This is a genomic window from Mycobacterium sp. E1386 (genome assembly GCF_001672745.1).
Classification (GTDB): Bacteria; Actinomycetota; Actinomycetes; order Mycobacteriales; family Mycobacteriaceae; genus Mycobacterium.
Genome location: NZ_LZKH01000210.1, coordinates 33,888 through 52,924 on the forward strand (window position 1 = coordinate 33,888; position 19,037 = coordinate 52,924).

The window sequence follows — 19,037 nt, forward strand, 5'->3', positions numbered from 1 at the left end:
ATGGCCGCTGAGCGCGGCAGGGTCGAGCCCGCGCCGCGCCGGGTGCGTGGCTACCTCGGGGACGCGCTGGTCTTCGACACCACGGCGGCCCTGTATGTGTGGGAGGTCCCGTACTACCCGCAGTACTACATCCCGCTGGCCGATGTCCGTGCGGAGTTCCTGCACGACGAAAACTATTCGCAGAAAGTGCAATTCGGTCCGTCGCGGTTACACTCCCTAGTGGGTGCCGGGGAGACCCATCCGTCGGCCGCGCGCGTGTTCGATACCGACGGTGGCGGCTCGGTGGCCGGAATGGTGCGATTCGAATGGAATCCGCTGCGGTGGTTCGAGGAAGACGAACCGATCTACGGCCACCCGCGCAATCCGTATTCGCGGGTTGACGCGCTGCGCTCACACCGACATGTTCGGGTGGAGCTGGACGGAATAGTGCTGGCCGACACCAGGTCTCCGGTTCTGCTGTTCGAAACTGGTTTGCCCACAAGGTATTACATCGACCCGACTGACATCGCGTTCGCGCATCTGGAACCCAGCTCCACGCAGACGCTGTGCCCGTACAAGGGCGTCACGTCGGGTTACTGGTCGGTACGGTCGGGTGATGCCCTGCATCCGGACCTGGCCTGGACGTATCACTACCCGTTGCCCGCGGTCGGCCAGATCGCCGGTCTGGTGGCGTTTTACAACGAAAAGCTGGACATCTTCGTCGACGGGGGTGCACTGCCCCGGCCACGCACCCAATTCAGTTAGCCGACGCGGTGTGATCTTTCCCTCTTCGCGCCCCGGACCCTGAGAATTTCTTAATCCGGACAACTCCACCGCGCTGACCGGGGACGTTAGCGACGAACGCGAAATCCGCCGGAAGCGCGTTTGCGTCAGTTTCGCTACGGGTAAGCGACTGCGATACAGCGTAATTGAAAGCCTGAGCAGAACCTGAGTGCGCGGGGTGACGTAGCTAACGTCGGGGGACTTCATTAGTTTTGACGCGATTTTCGGCCGGTAGACTCGCAAAACCAGTCGCGTCAGCGCCTTTCGGTGCTGAGATCCTCCTGGATCCGGCGGCCGAATTGTCGCGCAAGTCCCGGCGAGTTCGCCTCCGCGCCGACAACATAGCAAAGGCGGTGCAGCGTGAGCGGTGTAAACGACCGCAAGGCCTTCCAGGACGATCGAGACGAGCGGGTGTTCAGGTTCGACGACGCCCCGGTCGTCCACATCCCGGTGCGAAACGGTCCGATCAGCGACATCGGCGTCAGCCCCGACGGCACTCGGCTGGTGGTGGCGAATCACGGCCGCGACACGATATCGATCATCGACACCGACGCGCGTCGGGTGGTGCAGACCATCGGCGTCAACGAACCGTTCGCGATAGCCATGAGCGGCGGGGCCTCCCCCCGCGCCTACATCAGCACCGCGTCCTTCTCGTATGACTCCATCGACGTCGTCGACCTCACCACGAACGCGCGAATCGCGACCCATCCGCTGGCCGACAGCGTGAGCGATCTGACCGTGAGTGCCGACGGGAGGTTCGTTTACGCCAGCCGGAACGGCGCCCACGGCGCCGATGTTTCGGTCGTGGACACCACCACGGACGACTTGCAGGTAATCGAACTCGCCGCCACGCCCGGCACGACCGCGGACTGCGTGCGCCTCAGCCCCGACGGACGCCACCTGTACGCGGCCACCAACGGGCCGTCCGGTGGCGAGCTCGTCGTCATCGAAACTGGGTCGCGGGCCGACATCGTCGGCGCCTACGAGCTGGGTTTGCCGATCCGCGACGTCGCGCTGAGCGACGACGGCGCCACGGCCTATGTGGCCAGTTGTGGCCCCGTCGTCGGCGCGGTGCTCGACGTCATCGACACCCGGGCCCGCAAGATCACCGGGACCCGCAAGCTCAGCGAGCTCGCCGGTCCGCTCACTCGTTTGTCGCTCAGCCGCGACGGCCGCCGCGCCTACCTGGTCAGCGACGACCACGTCGCCGTGGTCTGCACGCGAACCCACGACGTCATCGGCGACATCGCGGCGGCGAACGGCCCGTCCTGCGTGGTCGAGAGCTCCGACGGCAGGTATCTCTACATCGCCGGTCATTCCGGAGTGGTCACCGTCGTGCCGATCGCCGCGGGCGGGGGACCGGCTGAGGCATCGACCGCTCGGCTGCCCGCACTGGCTCAGCGGGAACCCGTACTCGCCTAGGGTGATCGCCGACGCCGGCGCCGAACTCGGGCTTAGGGTGGAGGCTGCCGGCGGCGGCTCATCGCCTCCGGCCCGGGATGCGGCCACGCCGCGTCTCGACGGTTGATATCAGGCGAACGCTGCGCCGGGATCCAAAGGCGGTACCTCAATGGACAGCACGATGCAGGACTTTCCGTTGACGATCACCGCGATCATGCGGCACGGCTGCGGTCTGCACGGCGAGCGCACGGTCACCACCGCCACCGAGGATGGCTATCGGCAGATCAGCTACCGCGAACTCGGTCACGACGCCGCTCGGCTGGCGAACGGATTGCGCCGCCTCGGCATCGACGGGGACCAGCGGGTGGCGACGTTCATGTGGAACAACGCCGAACACCTGACCACCTACCTCGCGGTGCCGTCGATGGGCGCCGTGTTGCACACCCTCAACATCCGCCTCTTCGCCGAGCAGATCGCCTACGTCGCCAACGAAGCCGAAGACCAGGTGGTGCTGGTCGATATGTCGCTGGCCAAGCTGCTCGCCCCGGTGCTGGGCGACCTCAAGACCGTGCACACCGTGATCGCGGTGGGGGAGGGTGACATCGCCCCGTTCGAGGGGTCGGACAAGACCGTGCTGCGGTATGCCGACGTGCTCGCGGGGGAATCCACCGAGTTCGACTGGCCGCAGATCGACGAGAAGTCCGCAGCCGCGATGTGCTACACCAGCGGCACCACCGGAAACCCGAAAGGTGTTGTCTACAGCCACCGTTCGAGCTACCTGCACACCATGGCGGCCTGCACCACCAATGGCATCGGCGTGGGTTCCATCGACAGTGTGCTGCCGATCGTGCCGATGTTCCACGCCAACGCGTGGGGCCTGCCCTACGCCGCCCTGATGGCCGGCTCCGACCTCGTCTTGCCCGACCGCCACCTCGACGCGCGGTCGCTGATTCGCATGGTGGAAGACCAGCGGCCGACCGTGGCGGGCGCGGTGCCCACCATCTGGAACGACGTCCTGCATCGGCTGGAGGAAGAACCCGGCCACGACATGTCGTCGTTGCGGCTGGTGGTCTGCGGGGGCTCGGCCGTTCCGGTGTCGCTGATGCGCACCTTCGAGGAGAACCACGGCGTTCAGATCCGGCAATTGTGGGGCATGACGGAAACGTCCCCGATGGCCACCATGGCCTGGCCCCCGCCGGGAACCCCGGAGGACCAGCACTGGGCGTTCCGCGCCACCCAGGGCCAACCGGTTTGCGGCGTGGAGATGCGGATCGTCGACGACGAAGGCCAGGTGCTGCCGAACGACGGTGAGGCCGTGGGCGAGGTGGAAGTCCGCGGCCCGTGGATCGCCGGCTCGTACTACCTGACGGCCGACGACTCAAAGTTCGACTCCGGCTGGTTGCGCACCGGCGACGTCGGACGGCTCGACGAACGCGGTTTCGTCACCCTGACCGACCGGGCCAAGGACGTCATCAAGTCCGGTGGCGAGTGGATCTCATCGGTCGAGCTGGAGAACAACTTGATCGGGCACCCACATGTGGTCGAGGCCGCGGTGGTCGGCGTGCCCGACGAGCGGTGGCAGGAGCGGCCGCTGGCCGTCGTGGTGGCCAAGGAGGGCACCACCGTCAGCGCCGAGGACCTGCGAAAGTTCCTCGCTGAGAAGGTGGTTCGCTGGTGGCTGCCCGAGCGGTGGGCATTCGTCGAGGAGATTCCGCGCACCAGCGTCGGCAAGTACGACAAGAAGGCCATCCGCGCGCGCTACGCCGAGCATGGCTACTGGGTGGTCGAGGCCCGGGACTGAGGGCGAGTCTCCGCGAATAACCCAGGGCAGGAAGGAGCCTCATGCCCCAGCCCCTCGTCGTCTAACAATCGCACGTGGTGGCCGTCGCGCCCGACGCGGCGTTTCACGGCACCCTGCCCATCCCGCTGCCCGAGATCTTCGGCCGGTGGTATGGGCCGATACCGCCGATCAAGGAGGTGCGGAGCCAGACCGGCGCCTGGGATGCGGCGGGTCAGAGCCGCACCATCATCCTGGCCGGCGGCGGCAGCGCGCGCGAAGACCTGACCAGCGTCGACCCGCCGCGATCGTTCGGCTACCGGCTCACCCAGATCCACGGTCCGATGGCGCTGCTGGTCGGCTCGGTCACCGGTGAGTGGATCTTTACCCCGACCGCTGGCGGCACCGAGATCACCTGGCGCTGGGCCATTTACCCGAAATCCGTCCTGTCCGCACCGGGCCTGCCGCTCTTCGGGATGCTGTGGAAGCGCTACGCACGCCGGGTGCTGATCGACCTCGTCGAGGTGTTGACCCGCTGAAGCTGGGTACCGTCGAGACCATGTGTCGACTTTTCGGGCTGCATGCCGGGACCGACGTTTGCACGGCGACGTTCTGGTTGTTGGACGCCCCGGACAGCCTCGCCGATCAGAGCCGAAGGAACCCGGACGGCACTGGCCTTGGGGTCTTCGACGGCCTCGGGCGGCCGCAGCTGGACAAGCAACCCATGGCGGCCTGGGAGGACGCCGCCTTCGCCACCGAAGCCCACGAGTTGACCGGCACCACCTTCATCGCGCACGTGCGTTACGCCACGACCGGTGCGCTCGACGTCCGCAACACCCACCCGTTCCTGCAGGACGGCCGGATCTTTGCGCACAACGGCGTGCTGGAGGGGCTGGACGCTCTCGATGAACGGCTCCGCGAGGTCGGCACCGACGATCTGGTCCTGGGCGACACCGATTCCGAGCGGGTGTTCGCGTTGGTCACCGCCTCGATCCGGGCACTCGACGGTGACGTGACCGCCGGCCTGACCGATGCGATGAAATGGCTTGCCTCCAATGTGCCGATCTATGCGGTCAACGTGCTACTGAGCACGGCGACCGACATGTGGGCGCTGCGGTATCCCGAAACCCATGAGCTTTACGTCATGGATCGGTCCGCCGAAGCGCCGACGGAGGCCCCGAAATTCGATCTGCGCACCAAGCGAATTCACGCGCGGTCGGAACATCTGTGCACGCGCCCGTCGGTCGTGTTCGCCACCGAACGCATGGACGACGACCCCCGCTGGCGGCTGCTCGAGCCGGGTGAGCTGCTCCATATCGACGCCGCGCTGCAAGTCGAACGCAGTCTGATACTGCCCGACCCGCCCGCGCACTTGCTGCGTCGGGAAGAGCTGAGCGCGCGGGCGCAGGAATCGCAGCACGCGCTGCCGATCGCCCGGCGCTAGCCCAATGCCGGCCTGGCAGAGTGGGTGGGCGTGACAACCAGACGAGCGCTTGTGCTGGCGGGTGGGGGAATAGCGGGAATAGCCTGGGAGACAGGCGTTTTGCGCGGCATCGCCGATGTGTCGCCGACGGTGGCCGACTTGTTGCTGGGTTCGGACGTGCTGGTGGGGACCTCTGCGGGCGCCGCCGTCGCCGCGCAGATCGGCACCGGCAGCACGCTCGACGTGCTGTTCGACCGGCAGGTCGCCGAATCGTCGGCCGAGATCGATTCCGGGGTCGACGTCGAGGAGATCACCGAAATGTTCCTGGCGGCCCTGGCGGAGCCCTTTGCGGATCCGTTGAACAAGACCCGGCAACAGATGCAGCGGATCGGGGCTGTGGCTTTGGCGACGAAAACCGTTCCACCGCCGGTGCGCCGCGAGGTGGTCGCCCAGCGCCTACCGTCGCACCACTGGCCCGATCGGGCGCTGCGGATCACCGCGATCGACGTGGAAACCGGCGAATTGGTGGTTTTCGATCGCGAATCCGGCGTCGACCTCGTCGATGCGGTGGCGGCCAGCTGCGCGGTACCCGGGGCGTGGCCGCCCGTGGCGATCGCTGGCCGCCGCTACATGGACGGCGGGATCGCCAGCTCGGTCAACCTCAGCGCGGCAGGCGACTGCGACACGGCGGTGGTGCTGGTGCCATCGGGCGTGGACACGCCGTCGGCGTTCGGCGACGGGCCGGCCGCGGAGATCTCCGCCTTCGCGGGCACGACGTACGCGGTATTCGCCGACGCCGACTCGCTGGCGGCCTTCGGGCCCAACCCGTTGGACCCCGCCTGTCGCGTCGCGTCGGCATTGGCGGGACGCGAGCAGGGCCGCCGCGAAGCTCGGGGCGTCGCGCGCTTCCTGGGCGTCTGATCGAGCGGGGACGTAACGCGCTGCGGCAGCGCGGGTTTCAGGCTTCGGTCGCGGGCGGCGCGGTTCGTTCGTTCTCGAAAGCGTCCAGGGCCTCGTCGGCCAGCGCACGGCCGACGGCGATCACCTCGGCCGCCCGGTGGAACTCCAGTCCCCGGCAGACCGACCGCGGGACCTCGATCAACAGGTCAGGCGGGTAGACCGCCAGCGTATGGCGCGCCAGCGCGGCCTGTGCGATGTCGATCGTCCGGTTCATCACCTCGAAGCTGCCCAGCTTCGGAACCTCGGGCGCGGCGTCGGCCAGCTCGCCGGCCGCGTCATCCCCGGCGGTGGGCTCCTCGACGTCCGCACCGTCCGACCAGCCTTCCGCTTCCGCGGGGGACGCGCCGAATCTGCCCAGGACGGCGCGCGCGGTCGGCCGATCGAGCAGCGACCGCGCCGCGGAGGTGTCGAGCAGCGCGGAGGTGCTGCGCACCATGCGGTTCAGCCACTCGGCGGTCACGCCGGCCTCGCCCTCCCGGTTGGCGATCGCCTCGCTGCCGGACAGGCTCACCGCGATGGTCACGTCGGCGTTGATCGCCGACAGGGGAGCCATCGGCAGCGGGTCCAGGATGCCGCCGTCGGCCAGCAGCCGCCCGTCGACTTCGTGCGGCGCGATCACGCCCGGAATGGCGATGGAGGCGCGGATCGCCGCGTCGACCGGGCCGCGCTGGAACCACACCGACTTACCGGTCAACAGGTCGGTCGCCACCGCGGTGAAGGGGATGGGCAGCCGCTCGATGTCCATGGGGCCGAGGATGTCGCGCACCGCGTCCAGGATTTTCTCGGCCCGCATCACCCCGGCCGCGCTGATCGAGAAGTCCAGCAGGCGCAGAATGGTGCGCTGCGTCAGGGACTTCGCCCAGTCGGCGAACTCGTCGAGACGCCCGGCCGCCTCCAAACCGCCGACCAGCGCGCCCATCGACGAGCCCGCGATCCCCACGATCTCGTAGTCACGCGCGCGCAGCGCGTCGATCACCCCGATGTGGGCGTAGCCGCGGGCCCCGCCGCTGCCCAGCGCCAGCGCGACGCGCGTCGGTGACGATCGGCGCGCGCCGACTCCGCCAGGTCCGTCCGGCATCTCTTCATTTTGCGCGGCGGAGCGGTGTTGCAGCGGCCGGGTTGGCACTTTCTGTACCCGTGAATTCAATCGCGCAGGAGTTCGAAAGGACTAGCCGCATTCGTCGCCGGCGGCGGCGCGCGCGGCGGTGATCACTGCCGCCTGCCGGGCCGGTGTCAGATCCGCCCAGCGGGCGTTCCAGCTGCCCGCGGTGCCCGACGGGGCGGCCTGGATCATCGCCAGATAGGGCTCGAACAGCGACTGACCGGTCTTGGGCTGGGCATCCATCCACAGTTTTGCGGCGTGACAGGCCTGGTAATACTCTTCCTCGGTCGAATTCGCGGGCACGTCGACCCTGGTCGTCACGCCCGCCGGCGACAGACCGACGGCCCCCGGCGGCGCCGCGCCGGGGCGGACCGGTAGCTCCGCCGGCCGCGGAGATGAGGACGCGGGCTTAGCGCTCGGGGCGTCAGGCGAGCATCCCGTGGCCGCCAAGAAGCCCGCCGCCACCAGGAGCACGCCCCACAGCCGGGGCCGTTGACCACACCAGCGCATCCTCTCAATCTATGCAACACTGGCGGCCGTGATGGAGCGCTTCGGATTTTGCGAGTGTTGTCGGCCGTAACACGCCGCCGCCTGTCCGATCCTTCTTTGTGGAGCTCCAACCATGTCTTTGCCTCTTGCCGCTCCGGCTGCGTTGCGCCCGCGCACCATTTCGTCCCCAGCGTCGGGACCGACCCGCCTGCGGGTCCCCGACCTCCTGCACGCCACCGACCAGGCCGCCGACGACGTGCTGAGCGGACGCTGCGACCACCTGCTGCCGCCGGGCGGAATACCCGAGTCGCGCCGCTGGTTCACCCGCATCCACGGCGACGAGGAGCTGGACGTCTGGCTGATCAGCTGGGTTCCCGGTCATCACACCGAACTGCACGACCACGGTGGGTCCCTCGGCGCTCTGACGGTCCTGTCCGGGTCGCTCAACGAATTCCGCTGGGACGGCCGGGCCCTGCGGCGTCGCCGGCTCGACGCGGGCGATCAGGCCGGGTTTCCGTTGGGCTGGGTGCATGACGTGGTGTGGGCGCCGCGGCCCGTGACGGTGCCCGTCTCGGGGCTGTCGGGCGCCGCCCGAGAGCCGGTGACGCCTTCACTCAGCGTGCACGCCTACTCGCCGCCGCTGACCGCGATGTCCTACTACGAGGTCACCGGCCGAAATCGGTTGCGCCGCCAGCGCACCGAATTGACCGACCAACCGGAGGGACCGTGATGAGCCGCATCGATGTTGTGTTGAGATCCGCCCGGCGCCGCTACCGTCGCCTTCCCGCCGTCGAGGTGCCCGATGCGCTGCGGCGCGGGGCGGTGCTCGTCGACATCCGGCCGCAGGCGCAGCGCTTCCGCGAGGGTGAGATCCCGGGCGCGCTGGTGATCGAACGCAACGTGTTGGAGTGGCGCTGCGATCCGACCAGCGAGGCCAAGCTGCCCGAGGCCCTCGGCGACGACGTCGAATGGGTGATCGTGTGCTCGGAAGGTTACACCTCGAGCCTTGCGGCCGCCGCGCTGCTGGACATCGGTCTGCACCGCGCCACCGACGTCATCGGCGGCTATCACGCGCTCGCGGGTGCCGGTGTGCTGGAACAACTTTCCGGTACCGGCTCGCTCGATGCCTCCCCGGGAGTGCTCGCCAACTCCGGCGACCTCGGTCGCCGCTGGCTCTAGCTACCCGGTTGAGGTGGCGTCCGAATGAAGCAGTGGCCGTAGCTTGTCGGTTTTTTCGGGCGTCCACCCCGGCGGTGACAGCACGGCCGCCCAGCCGTCGGCCGCGTCGGCGACGTAGTGGTGGCCGTGGCCCTCGGGTACGTCGACCGCCACGGCCATGTCGGCCGTGACTTGCAGGAACGTCACCACCGGAATCCAGCGTGTCTCGGGCAGCACGTCGTAGCCTCGCCGCTCCCGCAGCCAATCCGGTTGGCTGAACAGCAGATCGGGGGACCACCAGGCGATCGGATCCGAGGCGTGCTGCAGATAGACCACACGGGGGTGGTCCCACGCGGATTTCGGCCGCGCCAAATTCGTTGGGCGAGCGACGAACCGGACGTTCTTGCCGTCGTTGTAAATGGGCAGCCACTCCGGGGAACCGGCGTCGCGCGTCGAGGTCAGGTCGGTCCAGATGGTGTTTTGAAATGTCGGTCCACTGAACAAGGCGCCGTCGGTGCGGGCGAGCACGTTGTTCAGGCTCATGAACGGCGCCTCGCCGCCGAACGATCCCAGACTCTCGCCGAACACAACGAGTTTGGGTCGTTGCGCTTCGGGCATCTGGCGGATCAGCCGGTCGACGGCCTCGAACAGCGCCTGGCCGGCGCGGCGGGCGTTCTCCTTGTCCACCAGGAAGGACAGCCAGCTCGGCAGGAACGAGTACTGCATGCTGACGATCGCGGTGTTGCCGTTGTACATGTACTCGAGCGCGTCGGCTTCCGCCTCGTTGATCCAGCCGGTGCCGGTGGTGGTCGCGACGGCGACGACGGCGCGTTGCAGCCCGCCGGTGCGTTGCAGCTCACGCGCCGCGAGCTCGGCGGTCGCCGTGATGTCGTCGGCGGAGTTCAGCCCGGCATAGGCCCGTATCGGTTCGGTCGCCGGAGCGCCATTGAAGGCGGCCAGCTGGTCAACTCTTGGCCCGGCTTCCACAAAGATCCGGCCTTGGTGCCCAAGGGATTCCCACGAGACAAGTGAATCGGGACCGCCGGACCGCAGCGGGGTCTTCGGTGGCGCGGTGTCGGGATTCATCTCGTTGTTCGCCGAGGCGAACGTGTTGTTCATGGTGCGCATGGCGGACTTGAGCACGACACCGTTGAGCACGGTGATGGTGAGCACCACGAGCAGCGCCACCACGATGGTCGCCGACAACCGAAATGGCGCGATGCGGTCGACCTGGCCGACCAGGAACCTGACCAGCCACCGGATGAACTGGCCGATTTCGACGAGGGTGAACAGCACCACCAGCGACAGGCCCGCGGCCACCGGGTAGTCGTACCACTTCAGGTGCCGTACACCCATGAGGTCGCGCACGTTGTCCTGCCACACGTGAAACCAGACGGCCATCAACACCATGCCGAGCGCACCGATAGGGATCAGCACCTTCCACGCCCAGCGCGGCGCGGGCGGACTGGACTGCTTCGCCCACAGGTACCGGTACAGCCAAACGGCGAAGACCCCCAGCCCGTATCCGATGGCGCCGGAGATGCCGCTGACCAGCCCCTGGAACAACGCGCCGCGCGGCAGCAGGGACGGCGTCATGGAGAACCAGATGAAGATGAGGCCAACCGTGGTGCCGGTGAAGGTGTAATGCCGCACCCACCAAGGCTTTTCGGGCGACTGCGGCTCGCGAGTCTGCGGGTGGGCATCCGGACGCGCGGCTTCCTCCGTGACGGCCGTGGGGTTGCCGCCGGCTTCGGTGTTCGTCGCTGTGCCGGGCTCGCTCATCGCATGCCTATCGGTGGGTGAAGTTGGGAGGGCGCTTCTCGATGAACGCCGTCATGCCCTCGGACTGGTCCTCCGTCGCGAAAGTCGAGTGGAAAAGGCGGCGTTCGTAGAGAAGCCCTTCGGACAGCGTGGATTCGAACGCGCGGTTGACGGCCTCCTTGGCCATCCGGGCCGCCGAGCGTGACATTTGGGAGATGGTGGTGGCGACGGCCTTGGCCTCGGCCAGCAGATCATCGGCGGGCACCACGCGCGAAACCAGGCCGCTGCGTTCGGCTTCGGCGGCGTCGATGGTGCGCCCGGTCAGGATGAGGTCCATGGCCTTGGCTTTGCCGATGGCACGGGTGAGGCGCTGGGAGCCGCCCATGCCGGGCAGCACGCCGAGCTTGATCTCCGGCTGTCCGAACTTCGCTGTGTCGGCGGCAATCAGCACGTCGCACATCATCGCCAGCTCGCAGCCGCCGCCGAGCGCGTGCCCGGCCACCGCGGCGATGGTCGGGGTGCGCACGGCCGCCAGTTTGGCCCAGGGGGCGAAGAAGTCGGCGTCGAATGCCTCGGCGTACGTCAGGCCGGCCATCTCCTTGATGTCGGCACCGGCCGCGAACGCCTTCGCCGAACCCGTGATGATGATCGCCCCGATGCCAGGGTCGTTGTCGAACTCCGTTGCCGCCTTGGTCACTTCGTTCATCACCTGGGTGTTGAGCGCGTTGAGCGCTTTCGGCCGGTTCAGGGTGATGGTGCCGACGCGCTCGTCGCGCTCGACCAGGATGGTTTCGTAAGCAGCGTCTGTCATCGCGAATCCTCTTCCTAGAAACTCAAGTCGTCGTCGACCGGGGCGAAATACGCCTCGACGTCGGCCCCGGTCACCGCGGCCAGCGTCGCCGGCGACCACTTCGGGTTGCGGTCTTTGTCGATCAGCTGTGCTCGGATGCCCTCGACCAGGTCGTGTGAGCGCAGCGATGCCGACGACACCCGATAATCCTGAATGAGAACGTCTTTCACACTCTCGAGTTTGGCGGCGCGCCGGACGGCTTCCAGGGTCACCGACAACGAGGTCGGCGAGCGGGTGCCGATCAGGTCGGCGGCGTCTTGGGCCGGGGCGGCGGCATGCCGGCGCAAACTGGCAACGATGTCTTCAACCGTGTCGCCGGCGTAGCAGTCGTCGATCCAATCCCGTTGTGTGGCAAGCTCGCTCGCTGGGGGCTCGACGGCGTGCGCGGCAAGTGCGCTCTGAACGCCATCGGCGACGATCGTCCGGGTGAACGCCTCGAGATCGTCGTGCGGCACATAGTGGTCGGCGAATCCCATGGCGATGGCGTCGGCTCCGGAAAACGGAGCTCCGGTCAGGGCGGCGTGCAGACCCAGCCCACCGGGCGCCCGGGACAGCAGGAACATCCCGCCGACGTCGGGAACGAAGCCGATGCCGACCTCGGGCATCGCGATCTTGGAGGTGTCCGTCACCACTCGGATGTTCGCGTGCGCGCTGACGCCGACGCCGCCGCCCATCACGATGCCGTCCATCAGCGCCACGTATGGCTTGACGAAATCGGCGATCTGGGCATTGAGCAGGTACTCGTCGCGCCAGAACCGCCGCGCATCCACCCCATCCTTACGCGCACTGTGATAGATGGAGACCACGTCGCCGCCGGCGCACAAGCCACGCTCGCCGGCGCCGGCGAGCACCACCGTGGATACCGCGTCGTCGTCCGCCCAGCGGGTGAGTATGGCGCTCAGCGCGCCCACCATCTGCTGATTCAGTGAGTTGATCGCCTTGGGGCGGTTGAGCGTGATCAGACCGACGTTGCCGTCGACGCGGGCTAGAACCTCATCGGATTCGTCGGTCACGCACTGGCCTCCCATCACCGGTCCACCCTCGAACGAAAAATCTAGATCGTGACGACCGGCGCCATCCCCCCGGGTAAGGGTTATCTTTAACGCGACGACAGCAAAGGCTGCGGGCACCGGAAAATGCCCAGGTCGGCCGGGAACTCGGACGGGACGCTGATCGTTGAGAGTGTGTTCGCACAGCTCGAAGCCAATAGAGAGGATCCGACGGTGCGGGAGACAAGCAACCCGGTATTTCGTTCGTTGCCCAAGCAGCGGGGGGGATACGCGCAATTCGGCACGGGCGCGGCCCCGATGCAGGGCTATGGAGCCGACCCCTACGCGGCGCCCTACCAAGCTCCCTACCAGGAGACCAGGGCTTCGCGTCCGCTGACCATCGACGACGTCGTCACCAAGACCGGCATCACGCTGGCCGTGTTGGCGGTGTCCGCCGTGGTGTCCTATTTCCTGGTCGCGTCCAACCTCGCGCTGGCGATGCCGCTGACCCTGGTCGGTGCGCTCGGCGGTCTGGGGCTGGTGCTGGTCGCGACCTTCGGCCGCAAGCAGGACAGCCCGGCCATCGTGCTCAGCTACGCCGTCCTCGAGGGGCTCTTCCTGGGCGCCATCTCGTTCGTGTTCGCCAACTTCGCGGTCTCGCACGCGAACGCGGGCGTGCTGATCGGGGAGGCCGTGATGGGCACCTTCGGTGTCTTCTTCGGCATGCTGGTGGTTTACAAGACCGGCGCAATCCGGGTCACCCCCAAGTTCACCCGGATGCTCGTCGCCGCGATGTTCGGCGTGCTGGCCCTGATGCTCGGCAACTTCGTGCTGGCCATGTTCCACGTCGGCGGAGGCACCGGCCTGGGCCTGCGCAGCGGTGGTCCGCTGGCGATCATCTTCTCGCTGGTTTGCATCGGCATCGCGGCGTTCAGCTTCCTGATCGACTTCGACGCGGCCGACCAGATGGTGCGCGCAGGGGCGCCGGAGAAGGCGGCCTGGGGTATCGCCCTCGGCCTGACCGTGACCCTGGTCTGGCTCTACATCGAGATCCTGCGGCTGCTCAGTTATCTGCAGAACGACTAGTTCTCTTCAACGAAAAGACCGGCACGCCGATTGGCGCGCCGGTCTTTTCGTGTTGGCGTCGAGTGTGCACTGAGGGCGGGCCTGTCCGGCGTGTCGCGACCATGGCCGCACACTCGACGGCGAGCTCCGGGGATCGGTCAGCTCAGCCGTTCGATGATCATCGCCATGCCCTGCCCGCCGCCGACGCACATGGTCTCCAGCCCGAACGTCTTGTCGTGCGTCTGCAGGTTGTTGATCAACGTGGTCGCGATCCGCGCGCCGGTCATTCCGAACGGGTGGCCCAGCGCGATCGCCCCACCGGAGACGTTCAGCTTGTCCTCGTCCATGCCCAGCTCGCGTGCCGAGCCCAGCACCTGGACCGCGAAGGCCTCATTGATCTCGTAGAGGTCGATGTCGTTGATCGACATTCCCGCCCGCGCCAGCGCCTTCTTGGACGCCTCGATCGGGCCGAGCCCCATGATCTCCGGCGAGAGGCCGCTGACGCCGGTGGACACGATGCGCGCCAGCGGCGTCAGGCCTAGTTCCTTGGCCTTGGTGTCGCTGGTGATCACCAGCGCGGCCGCGCCGTCGTTGAGCGGGCAGGCGTTGCCCGCGGTCACCGTGCCGTTGGGCCGGAACACCGGCTTGAGCTCGCTGACCTTCTCGTAGGTGGTGCCGGGACGGGGGCCGTCATCGGTACTGACGGTCGTGCCGTCCGGGAGGGTCACCGGGACGATCTCGCGCTCGAAGAACCCGCTCTTGATCGCCTCCTCGGCGCGGTTCTGGCTGCGCACCCCCCAGCGGTCCTGGTCCTCGCGGCTGACGCCGGTCAGGATGGCCACGTTCTCGGCGGTCTGCCCCATCGCGATGTAGACGTCGGGCACGTTGCCGTCGGCCCGCGGGTCGTGCCATTCGTCGGCGCCGCCCGCGGCGGCGGCGGTGCGCTCCTGGGCCTCGTCGAACAAGGGGTTCTTGGTGTCAGGCCAGGAGTCGGAGTTGCCCTTGCCGAACCGGGACACGGTCTCGACACCCGCGGAGATGAAGGCGTCGCCCTCGCCGGCCTTGATGGCGTGGAACGCCATCCGGGTGGTCTGCAGCGACGACGAGCAGTACCGGTTCACGGTGGTGCCGGGCAGGAAGTCGAAGCCGAGCTCGACGGCGACCACGCGCGCCATGTTGAAGCCGGACTCACCGCCGGGCAGGCCGCAGCCCAGGATGAGGTCGTCGATCTGGTGCGGGTTGAGCGCGGGCACCTTGTCCAGCGCGGCGCGCACCATCTGGGTGGCCAGGTCGTCGGGCCGCATGGAGACCAGCGACCCCTTCATCGCGCGGCCGATCGGCGAGCGGGCGGCAGAGACAATAACGGCTTCAGGCATGACGGTTCCCTTCAAATCCCTTCCGGATTCCGGCGAGTTCGCTTCACAAACCGTTGACTTGACGCCGACGGACTAGGACAAATCTAGTCGCTGGCGACCGGTGGGCACGAAGACGGGGCGGGTCCCGGCACCGGGCGCCGCCACAGCCGCGACATAACGCTGATCCGCGTGTGGCGCTGACCGAGCACCGGCGCGGTCGTCGACGCCGCCAACTCCAGCGGCGGAAGATCGACCTCCTCGCCCAGCGCTTCGCACAGCGCACGCAGCAGCGCGTCGGCCGCGATCGCGTATGCGGGGGCGGACGGGTGGAAGCCGTCGGGGGAGAACATCACGTGGGGCGTCGACCGGAATTGCGGAGTCATCAACTGCCCGAGCGGTACCGGCATACCGCCGGCGGCCCGCACCGACGCGGCCTGGGCGCGCGCCAGTTGCATACAACGCTCGTGTGCGATCGAGCGAAGGGGCTGGGGGATCGCGGTGATGACACCCAGGTCTGGGCAGGTGCCGGCGATCACCACCGCACCGCGGGCGCGCAACTTGCGGACGCTCAGCCCGAGCCGCTGCGCCGACTGGCTGACGCCGTTGAGGGCCGTCACGTCGTTGGCGCCCACCATGATCACCGCCGCATCCGGCGGCTTCCCGGCCACGAACATCGCATCGACTTGGCCGCACACGCCTTTCGACGTTGCGCCGACGATTGCCTTGGTGCTCAACCGGATTCGCTTGCCCGTCTGTTCGGCGAGGCCGCGCGCGATTCGCACTCCCGGCACTTCCTCGGCGCTGGTGCACCCGTAGCCGGCGGCCGTCGAGTCGCCGAAGATCATCAGGCTGAGATCGAACGGCACGCCGCGGTGCCACCGCTCTACCGGGCCGCCACCGCGGGTGTACACGCCGTCGGCGCGCGGCGGGATGTCCCACGACTTGGGGATGACGGTGCGCGCGTGCGTCGCCTGGCCGGCCAGCAGGTTGCGCGCGCCCAGATAGGCAGTTCCTGTCGAGGCGAGGGCGCCTGCGGTGGCCAGGGCGATTGCCGAACGACGGGGCACCCGCATGGTCACGCGGTCCATTTTAGATGGGCTTGCATGTTTGCGGGGTCCGCTGACCAACAATGTGGTCACGGGAAGAATCAAATTGGTAACGAATCGGGCTTTTTAAATGTTCTCTTAAGAAGTGCCTGTCAAGCTGAGTCGGCGGGGTCGGCTGAGTGCCTTGGGCAAACCGCTGAACCAGACGCTTAGCTGCCTCGTCACATGCTGTATCGCACTACAAAGACGTAGGAAGTGTTGAGCATGAGCGCACCCGGTCAGGTATCCGGCTCCCCCCGGACTGCCCTTCGTCCTTATCAAGTTCTCAAGGCGCGTCGCGCCGAGGCGCGCCGGTACGCGATGAGCGATGGCACCCCGGTCGAGGTCCTGGAGTCCGGGCCCAGCGTTGCTGCGCGGGTGGCCAACCTGGCGTCGCGGGTGACGGTCCGGCCGGTTCTGTCCGTCGGCAGCCACGTCCCCAACTTCCCCTGGCCCTGGGGCCTCATCGACCTGGCGGCCCGGGTGGTGCTCCCGGTGACGGCCACCGTCCGCGAGACGGTGAACTTGCCCAACGCGTCGGCGCAGCTGGTGCGCGCCCCCGGCGTGCTGCCCGCGGACGGCACCCGGCGGGTGGTCGTCTACTTTCACGGCGGCGCGTTCCTGACGTGCGGGGCGAACTCGCACGGTCGGCTGGTCGAGGCGCTGTCACAGTTTGCTGATGCGCCGATCCTGGTGGTCAACTACCGTCTCCTGCCCAAGCATTCGATCGGGATGGCGCTCGACGACTGCCACGACGGCTACCAGTGGCTGCGGCTGCGCGGATACGAGCCGGATCAGATCGTGCTGGCCGGCGACTCCGCGGGCGGCTACCTCGCGCTCGCGCTGGCGCAACGCCTGCAGGAGGAGTGCGAGGAGCCGGCCGCGCTGGTATTGATCTCGCCGCTGCTGCAGCTGGCGAAGGAATACAAGCAGGCCCATCCCAACATCAACACCGACGCGATGTTCTCCGCCCGGGCGTTCGACGCGCTGGCCGCGCTGGTTGCGAGCGCGGCCGAAAAGCACAAAGTCGGGGGGCGGCCCGAGGAGATCTACGAGCCGGTCGAGCACATCAAGCCGGGCCTGCCGCGGACGCTGATCCACGTGTCCGGATCCGAGGTGTTGCTGCACGACGCGCGGCTGGCGGCGAGCCGGCTGGCCGCGGTCGGTGTGCCGGCCGAGGTGCGGGTGTGGCCCGGCCAGATTCACGACTTCCAGCTGGCCGCTCCGATGGTCCCGGAGGCGGTTCGCTCGCTGCGCCAGATCGGCGACTATATCCGTGAGGCCACCGGCTAGCCCAACCCGTCGGGCGCGAACTCCGAAGCCGTCGTGCACCCCCGGAACCTGCCTGAGACGATGAACGCATGCGGATCGCCCAGCACATCAGTGAGCTCATCGGCGGCACGCCGCTAGTTCGCCTGAATTCCGTGGTTCCCGACGGCGCCGGCACTGTGGCGGCCAAGGTCGAGTACCTCAACCCCGGGGGTAGCTCGAAGGACCGGATCGCGGTGCGGATGATCGACGCCGCCGAAGCGAGCGGCCTGCTGAAGCCCGGCGGCACCATCGTCGAACCCACCTCGGGCAATACCGGCGTCGGCCTGGCGCTGGTGGCACAGCAGCGCGGGTACAAGTGCGTGTTCGTCTGCCCCGACAAGGTCGGCGAGGACAAGCGCAACGTGCTGCTCGCCTACGGCGCGGAGGTGGTCGTCTGCCCGACGGCCGTGCCGCCCGACCACCCGGACAGCTACTACAGCGTCTCCGACAGGCTGACCCGGGAGATCGAGGGCGCCTGGAAGCCTGACCAGTACGCGAACCCGGAGGGTCCGGCCAGCCACTACGCCACCACCGGCCCCGAGGTCTGGGCCGACACCGACGGCAAAGTCACCCACTTCGTCGCCGGCATCGGCACCGGCGGCACGATCACCGGTGCGGGCCGCTACCTAAAAGAGGTGTCGGGCGGGAAGGTTCGCATCATCGGCGCCGACCCCGAGGGCTCGGTGTACTCCGGCGGGACCGGCCGGCCCTACCTGGTCGAGGGCGTCGGTGAGGACTTCTGGCCGGCCGCATACGACCGCACGGTGCCCGACGAGATCATCGCGGTGTCCGACTCCGACTCGTTCAACATGACCAGGCGGCTGGCCCGCGAGGAGGCGATGCTCGTCGGGGGGTCGTGCGGGATGGCGGTGGTGGCCGCGCTGAAGGTCGCCGAGGAGGCCGGACCCGACGCGCTCGTCGTGGTGTTGCTGCCCGACGGCGGGCGCGGCTACATGGCGAAGATCTTCAACGACGCCTGGATGTCTTCGTACGGATTCCTGCGCAGCCGTCTCGACGGCTCGACCGAGCAGGCCTCGGTGGGCGACGTGCTGCGCCGCAAGTCCGGCGAGCTGCCCGACCTGGTGCACACGCACCCGTCCGAAACCGTCCGCGACGCCATCGGCATCCTGCGCGAGTACGGCGTGTCCCAGATGCCCGTGGTAGGCGCGGAGCCGCCGGTGATGGCCGGCGAGGTGGCCGGCAGCGTCTCCGAGCGCGAACTGCTCTCGGCCGTCTTCGAGGGCCGGGCCAAATTGGCCGACGCCGTCTCGCTGCACATGAGCCCGCCGCTGCCGATGATCGGCGCGGGGGAGTTGGTCAGCGCGGCCGGCAAGGCGCTGCGCGACTGGGATGCGTTGATGGTGGTCGAGGAGGGCAAACCGGTCGGGGTGATCACCCGCTACGACCTGCTCGGTTTCCTCTCGGACGGCCCCCGCGCACCAAGTGCGCGGCGCTAGCGGCGACCCCTTCAAGCCGCGACGCGCGTCTCGCCCGGCCGCTGCGCGCTCAGGTACTGTAATGCGGCCTGGTTCAGCTGGTTCGCAGTGGA

18 protein-coding genes are annotated in these 19,037 nt (G+C 68.0%); 11 read left to right on the forward strand and 7 right to left on the reverse strand.

All coding sequences use genetic code 11. The features are described 5' to 3' along the window. From A5709_RS21380 to A5709_RS21405, 6 genes are all read left to right on the forward strand, one after another. The gene (locus A5709_RS21380) at positions 1 to 744 is read left to right on the forward strand and encodes a DUF427 domain-containing protein (protein WP_082974328.1); all 744 of its coding nucleotides are present in this window, start codon (positions 1 to 3) and stop codon (positions 742 to 744) included. Between the two features lie 378 nt (positions 745 to 1,122). Continuing rightward, positions 1,123 to 2,184: a YncE family protein gene (locus A5709_RS21385; protein WP_068122251.1), complete on the forward strand. Its 1,062-nt coding sequence runs from the start codon at positions 1,123 to 1,125 to the stop codon at positions 2,182 to 2,184. A 148-nt stretch (positions 2,185 to 2,332) separates the two neighbouring features. Continuing rightward, on the forward strand, positions 2,333 to 3,964 hold the full coding sequence (locus A5709_RS21390) for a long-chain fatty acid--CoA ligase (protein ID WP_067945025.1): 1,632 nt from the start codon (positions 2,333 to 2,335) through the stop codon (positions 3,962 to 3,964). Positions 3,965 to 4,038: 74 nt separating this feature from the next. Continuing rightward, on the forward strand, positions 4,039 to 4,479 hold the full coding sequence (locus A5709_RS21395) for an SRPBCC family protein (RefSeq protein ID WP_231987029.1): 441 nt from the start codon (positions 4,039 to 4,041) through the stop codon (positions 4,477 to 4,479). Between the two features lie 20 nt (positions 4,480 to 4,499). Beyond that, positions 4,500 to 5,384 (forward strand): class II glutamine amidotransferase, encoded by an 885-nt coding sequence (locus A5709_RS21400; protein ID WP_067949936.1) that lies wholly within the window; start codon positions 4,500 to 4,502, stop codon positions 5,382 to 5,384. 30 nt (positions 5,385 to 5,414) lie between these two features. After that, the gene (locus A5709_RS21405) at positions 5,415 to 6,284 is read left to right on the forward strand and encodes a patatin-like phospholipase family protein (protein WP_068122279.1); all 870 of its coding nucleotides are present in this window, start codon (positions 5,415 to 5,417) and stop codon (positions 6,282 to 6,284) included. A 37-nt stretch (positions 6,285 to 6,321) separates the two neighbouring features. On the opposite strand, the gene A5709_RS21410 is transcribed toward A5709_RS21405, so the two are convergent. Then, on the reverse strand, positions 6,322 to 7,401 hold the full coding sequence (locus A5709_RS21410) for a patatin-like phospholipase family protein (RefSeq protein WP_068122284.1): 1,080 nt from the start codon (positions 7,399 to 7,401) through the stop codon (positions 6,322 to 6,324). Positions 7,402 to 7,491: 90 nt separating this feature from the next. Then, the gene (locus A5709_RS21415) at positions 7,492 to 7,935 is read right to left on the reverse strand and encodes a lipoprotein LpqV (protein WP_068122254.1); all 444 of its coding nucleotides are present in this window, start codon (positions 7,933 to 7,935) and stop codon (positions 7,492 to 7,494) included. A 112-nt stretch (positions 7,936 to 8,047) separates the two neighbouring features. Between A5709_RS21415 and A5709_RS21420 the strand changes: the two genes are divergently transcribed. Beyond that, positions 8,048 to 8,644: a cysteine dioxygenase gene (locus A5709_RS21420; protein ID WP_068122257.1), complete on the forward strand. Its 597-nt coding sequence runs from the start codon at positions 8,048 to 8,050 to the stop codon at positions 8,642 to 8,644. After that, entirely contained in the window at positions 8,644 to 9,093 is a 450-nt protein-coding gene (locus A5709_RS21425; RefSeq protein ID WP_068122260.1) for a rhodanese-like domain-containing protein, read from the forward strand. The genes A5709_RS21420 and A5709_RS21425 overlap by 1 nt, the downstream gene beginning before the upstream one ends. On the opposite strand, the gene A5709_RS21430 is transcribed toward A5709_RS21425, so the two are convergent. Genes A5709_RS21430 through A5709_RS21440 form a run of 3 tightly spaced genes read right to left on the reverse strand, consistent with a single transcriptional unit; the run spans position 9,094 to position 12,696 of the window. Continuing rightward, on the reverse strand, positions 9,094 to 10,854 hold the full coding sequence (locus A5709_RS21430) for an alpha/beta-hydrolase family protein (RefSeq protein WP_068012274.1): 1,761 nt from the start codon (positions 10,852 to 10,854) through the stop codon (positions 9,094 to 9,096). It lies immediately after the preceding gene. Positions 10,855 to 10,861: 7 nt separating this feature from the next. Further along, entirely contained in the window at positions 10,862 to 11,644 is a 783-nt protein-coding gene (locus A5709_RS21435; RefSeq protein ID WP_068122262.1) for an enoyl-CoA hydratase, read from the reverse strand. 14 nt (positions 11,645 to 11,658) lie between these two features. After that, the gene (locus A5709_RS21440; protein WP_068122267.1) at positions 11,659 to 12,696 is read right to left on the reverse strand and encodes an enoyl-CoA hydratase/isomerase family protein; all 1,038 of its coding nucleotides are present in this window, start codon (positions 12,694 to 12,696) and stop codon (positions 11,659 to 11,661) included. A gap of 210 nt (positions 12,697 to 12,906) precedes the next feature. Between A5709_RS21440 and A5709_RS21445 the strand changes: the two genes are divergently transcribed. Further along, on the forward strand, positions 12,907 to 13,758 hold the full coding sequence (locus tag A5709_RS21445; RefSeq protein WP_067735063.1) for a Bax inhibitor-1/YccA family protein: 852 nt from the start codon (positions 12,907 to 12,909) through the stop codon (positions 13,756 to 13,758). Between the two features lie 137 nt (positions 13,759 to 13,895). Here the strand turns inward: A5709_RS21445 and A5709_RS21450 are convergent, their stop codons facing one another. Both A5709_RS21450 and A5709_RS21455 read right to left on the reverse strand, forming a co-directional pair. Beyond that, positions 13,896 to 15,113: an acetyl-CoA C-acetyltransferase gene (locus A5709_RS21450; protein WP_067949948.1), complete on the reverse strand. Its 1,218-nt coding sequence runs from the start codon at positions 15,111 to 15,113 to the stop codon at positions 13,896 to 13,898. Between the two features lie 83 nt (positions 15,114 to 15,196). Then, positions 15,197 to 16,159 carry an SGNH/GDSL hydrolase family protein gene (locus A5709_RS21455; protein ID WP_156673429.1) on the reverse strand — a complete coding sequence of 321 codons (963 nt, stop codon included), beginning with the start codon at positions 16,157 to 16,159 and terminating at the stop codon, positions 15,197 to 15,199. 243 nt (positions 16,160 to 16,402) lie between these two features. Between A5709_RS21455 and A5709_RS21460 the strand changes: the two genes are divergently transcribed. Further along, the gene (locus tag A5709_RS21460; RefSeq protein ID WP_067949950.1) at positions 16,403 to 17,470 is read left to right on the forward strand and encodes an alpha/beta hydrolase; all 1,068 of its coding nucleotides are present in this window, start codon (positions 16,403 to 16,405) and stop codon (positions 17,468 to 17,470) included. A gap of 68 nt (positions 17,471 to 17,538) precedes the next feature. Further along, positions 17,539 to 18,945, forward strand: coding sequence for a cystathionine beta-synthase (locus A5709_RS21465; protein WP_067949952.1), 1,407 nt, complete (start codon positions 17,539 to 17,541; stop codon positions 18,943 to 18,945). Positions 18,946 to 19,037: the final 92 nt, after the last annotated feature.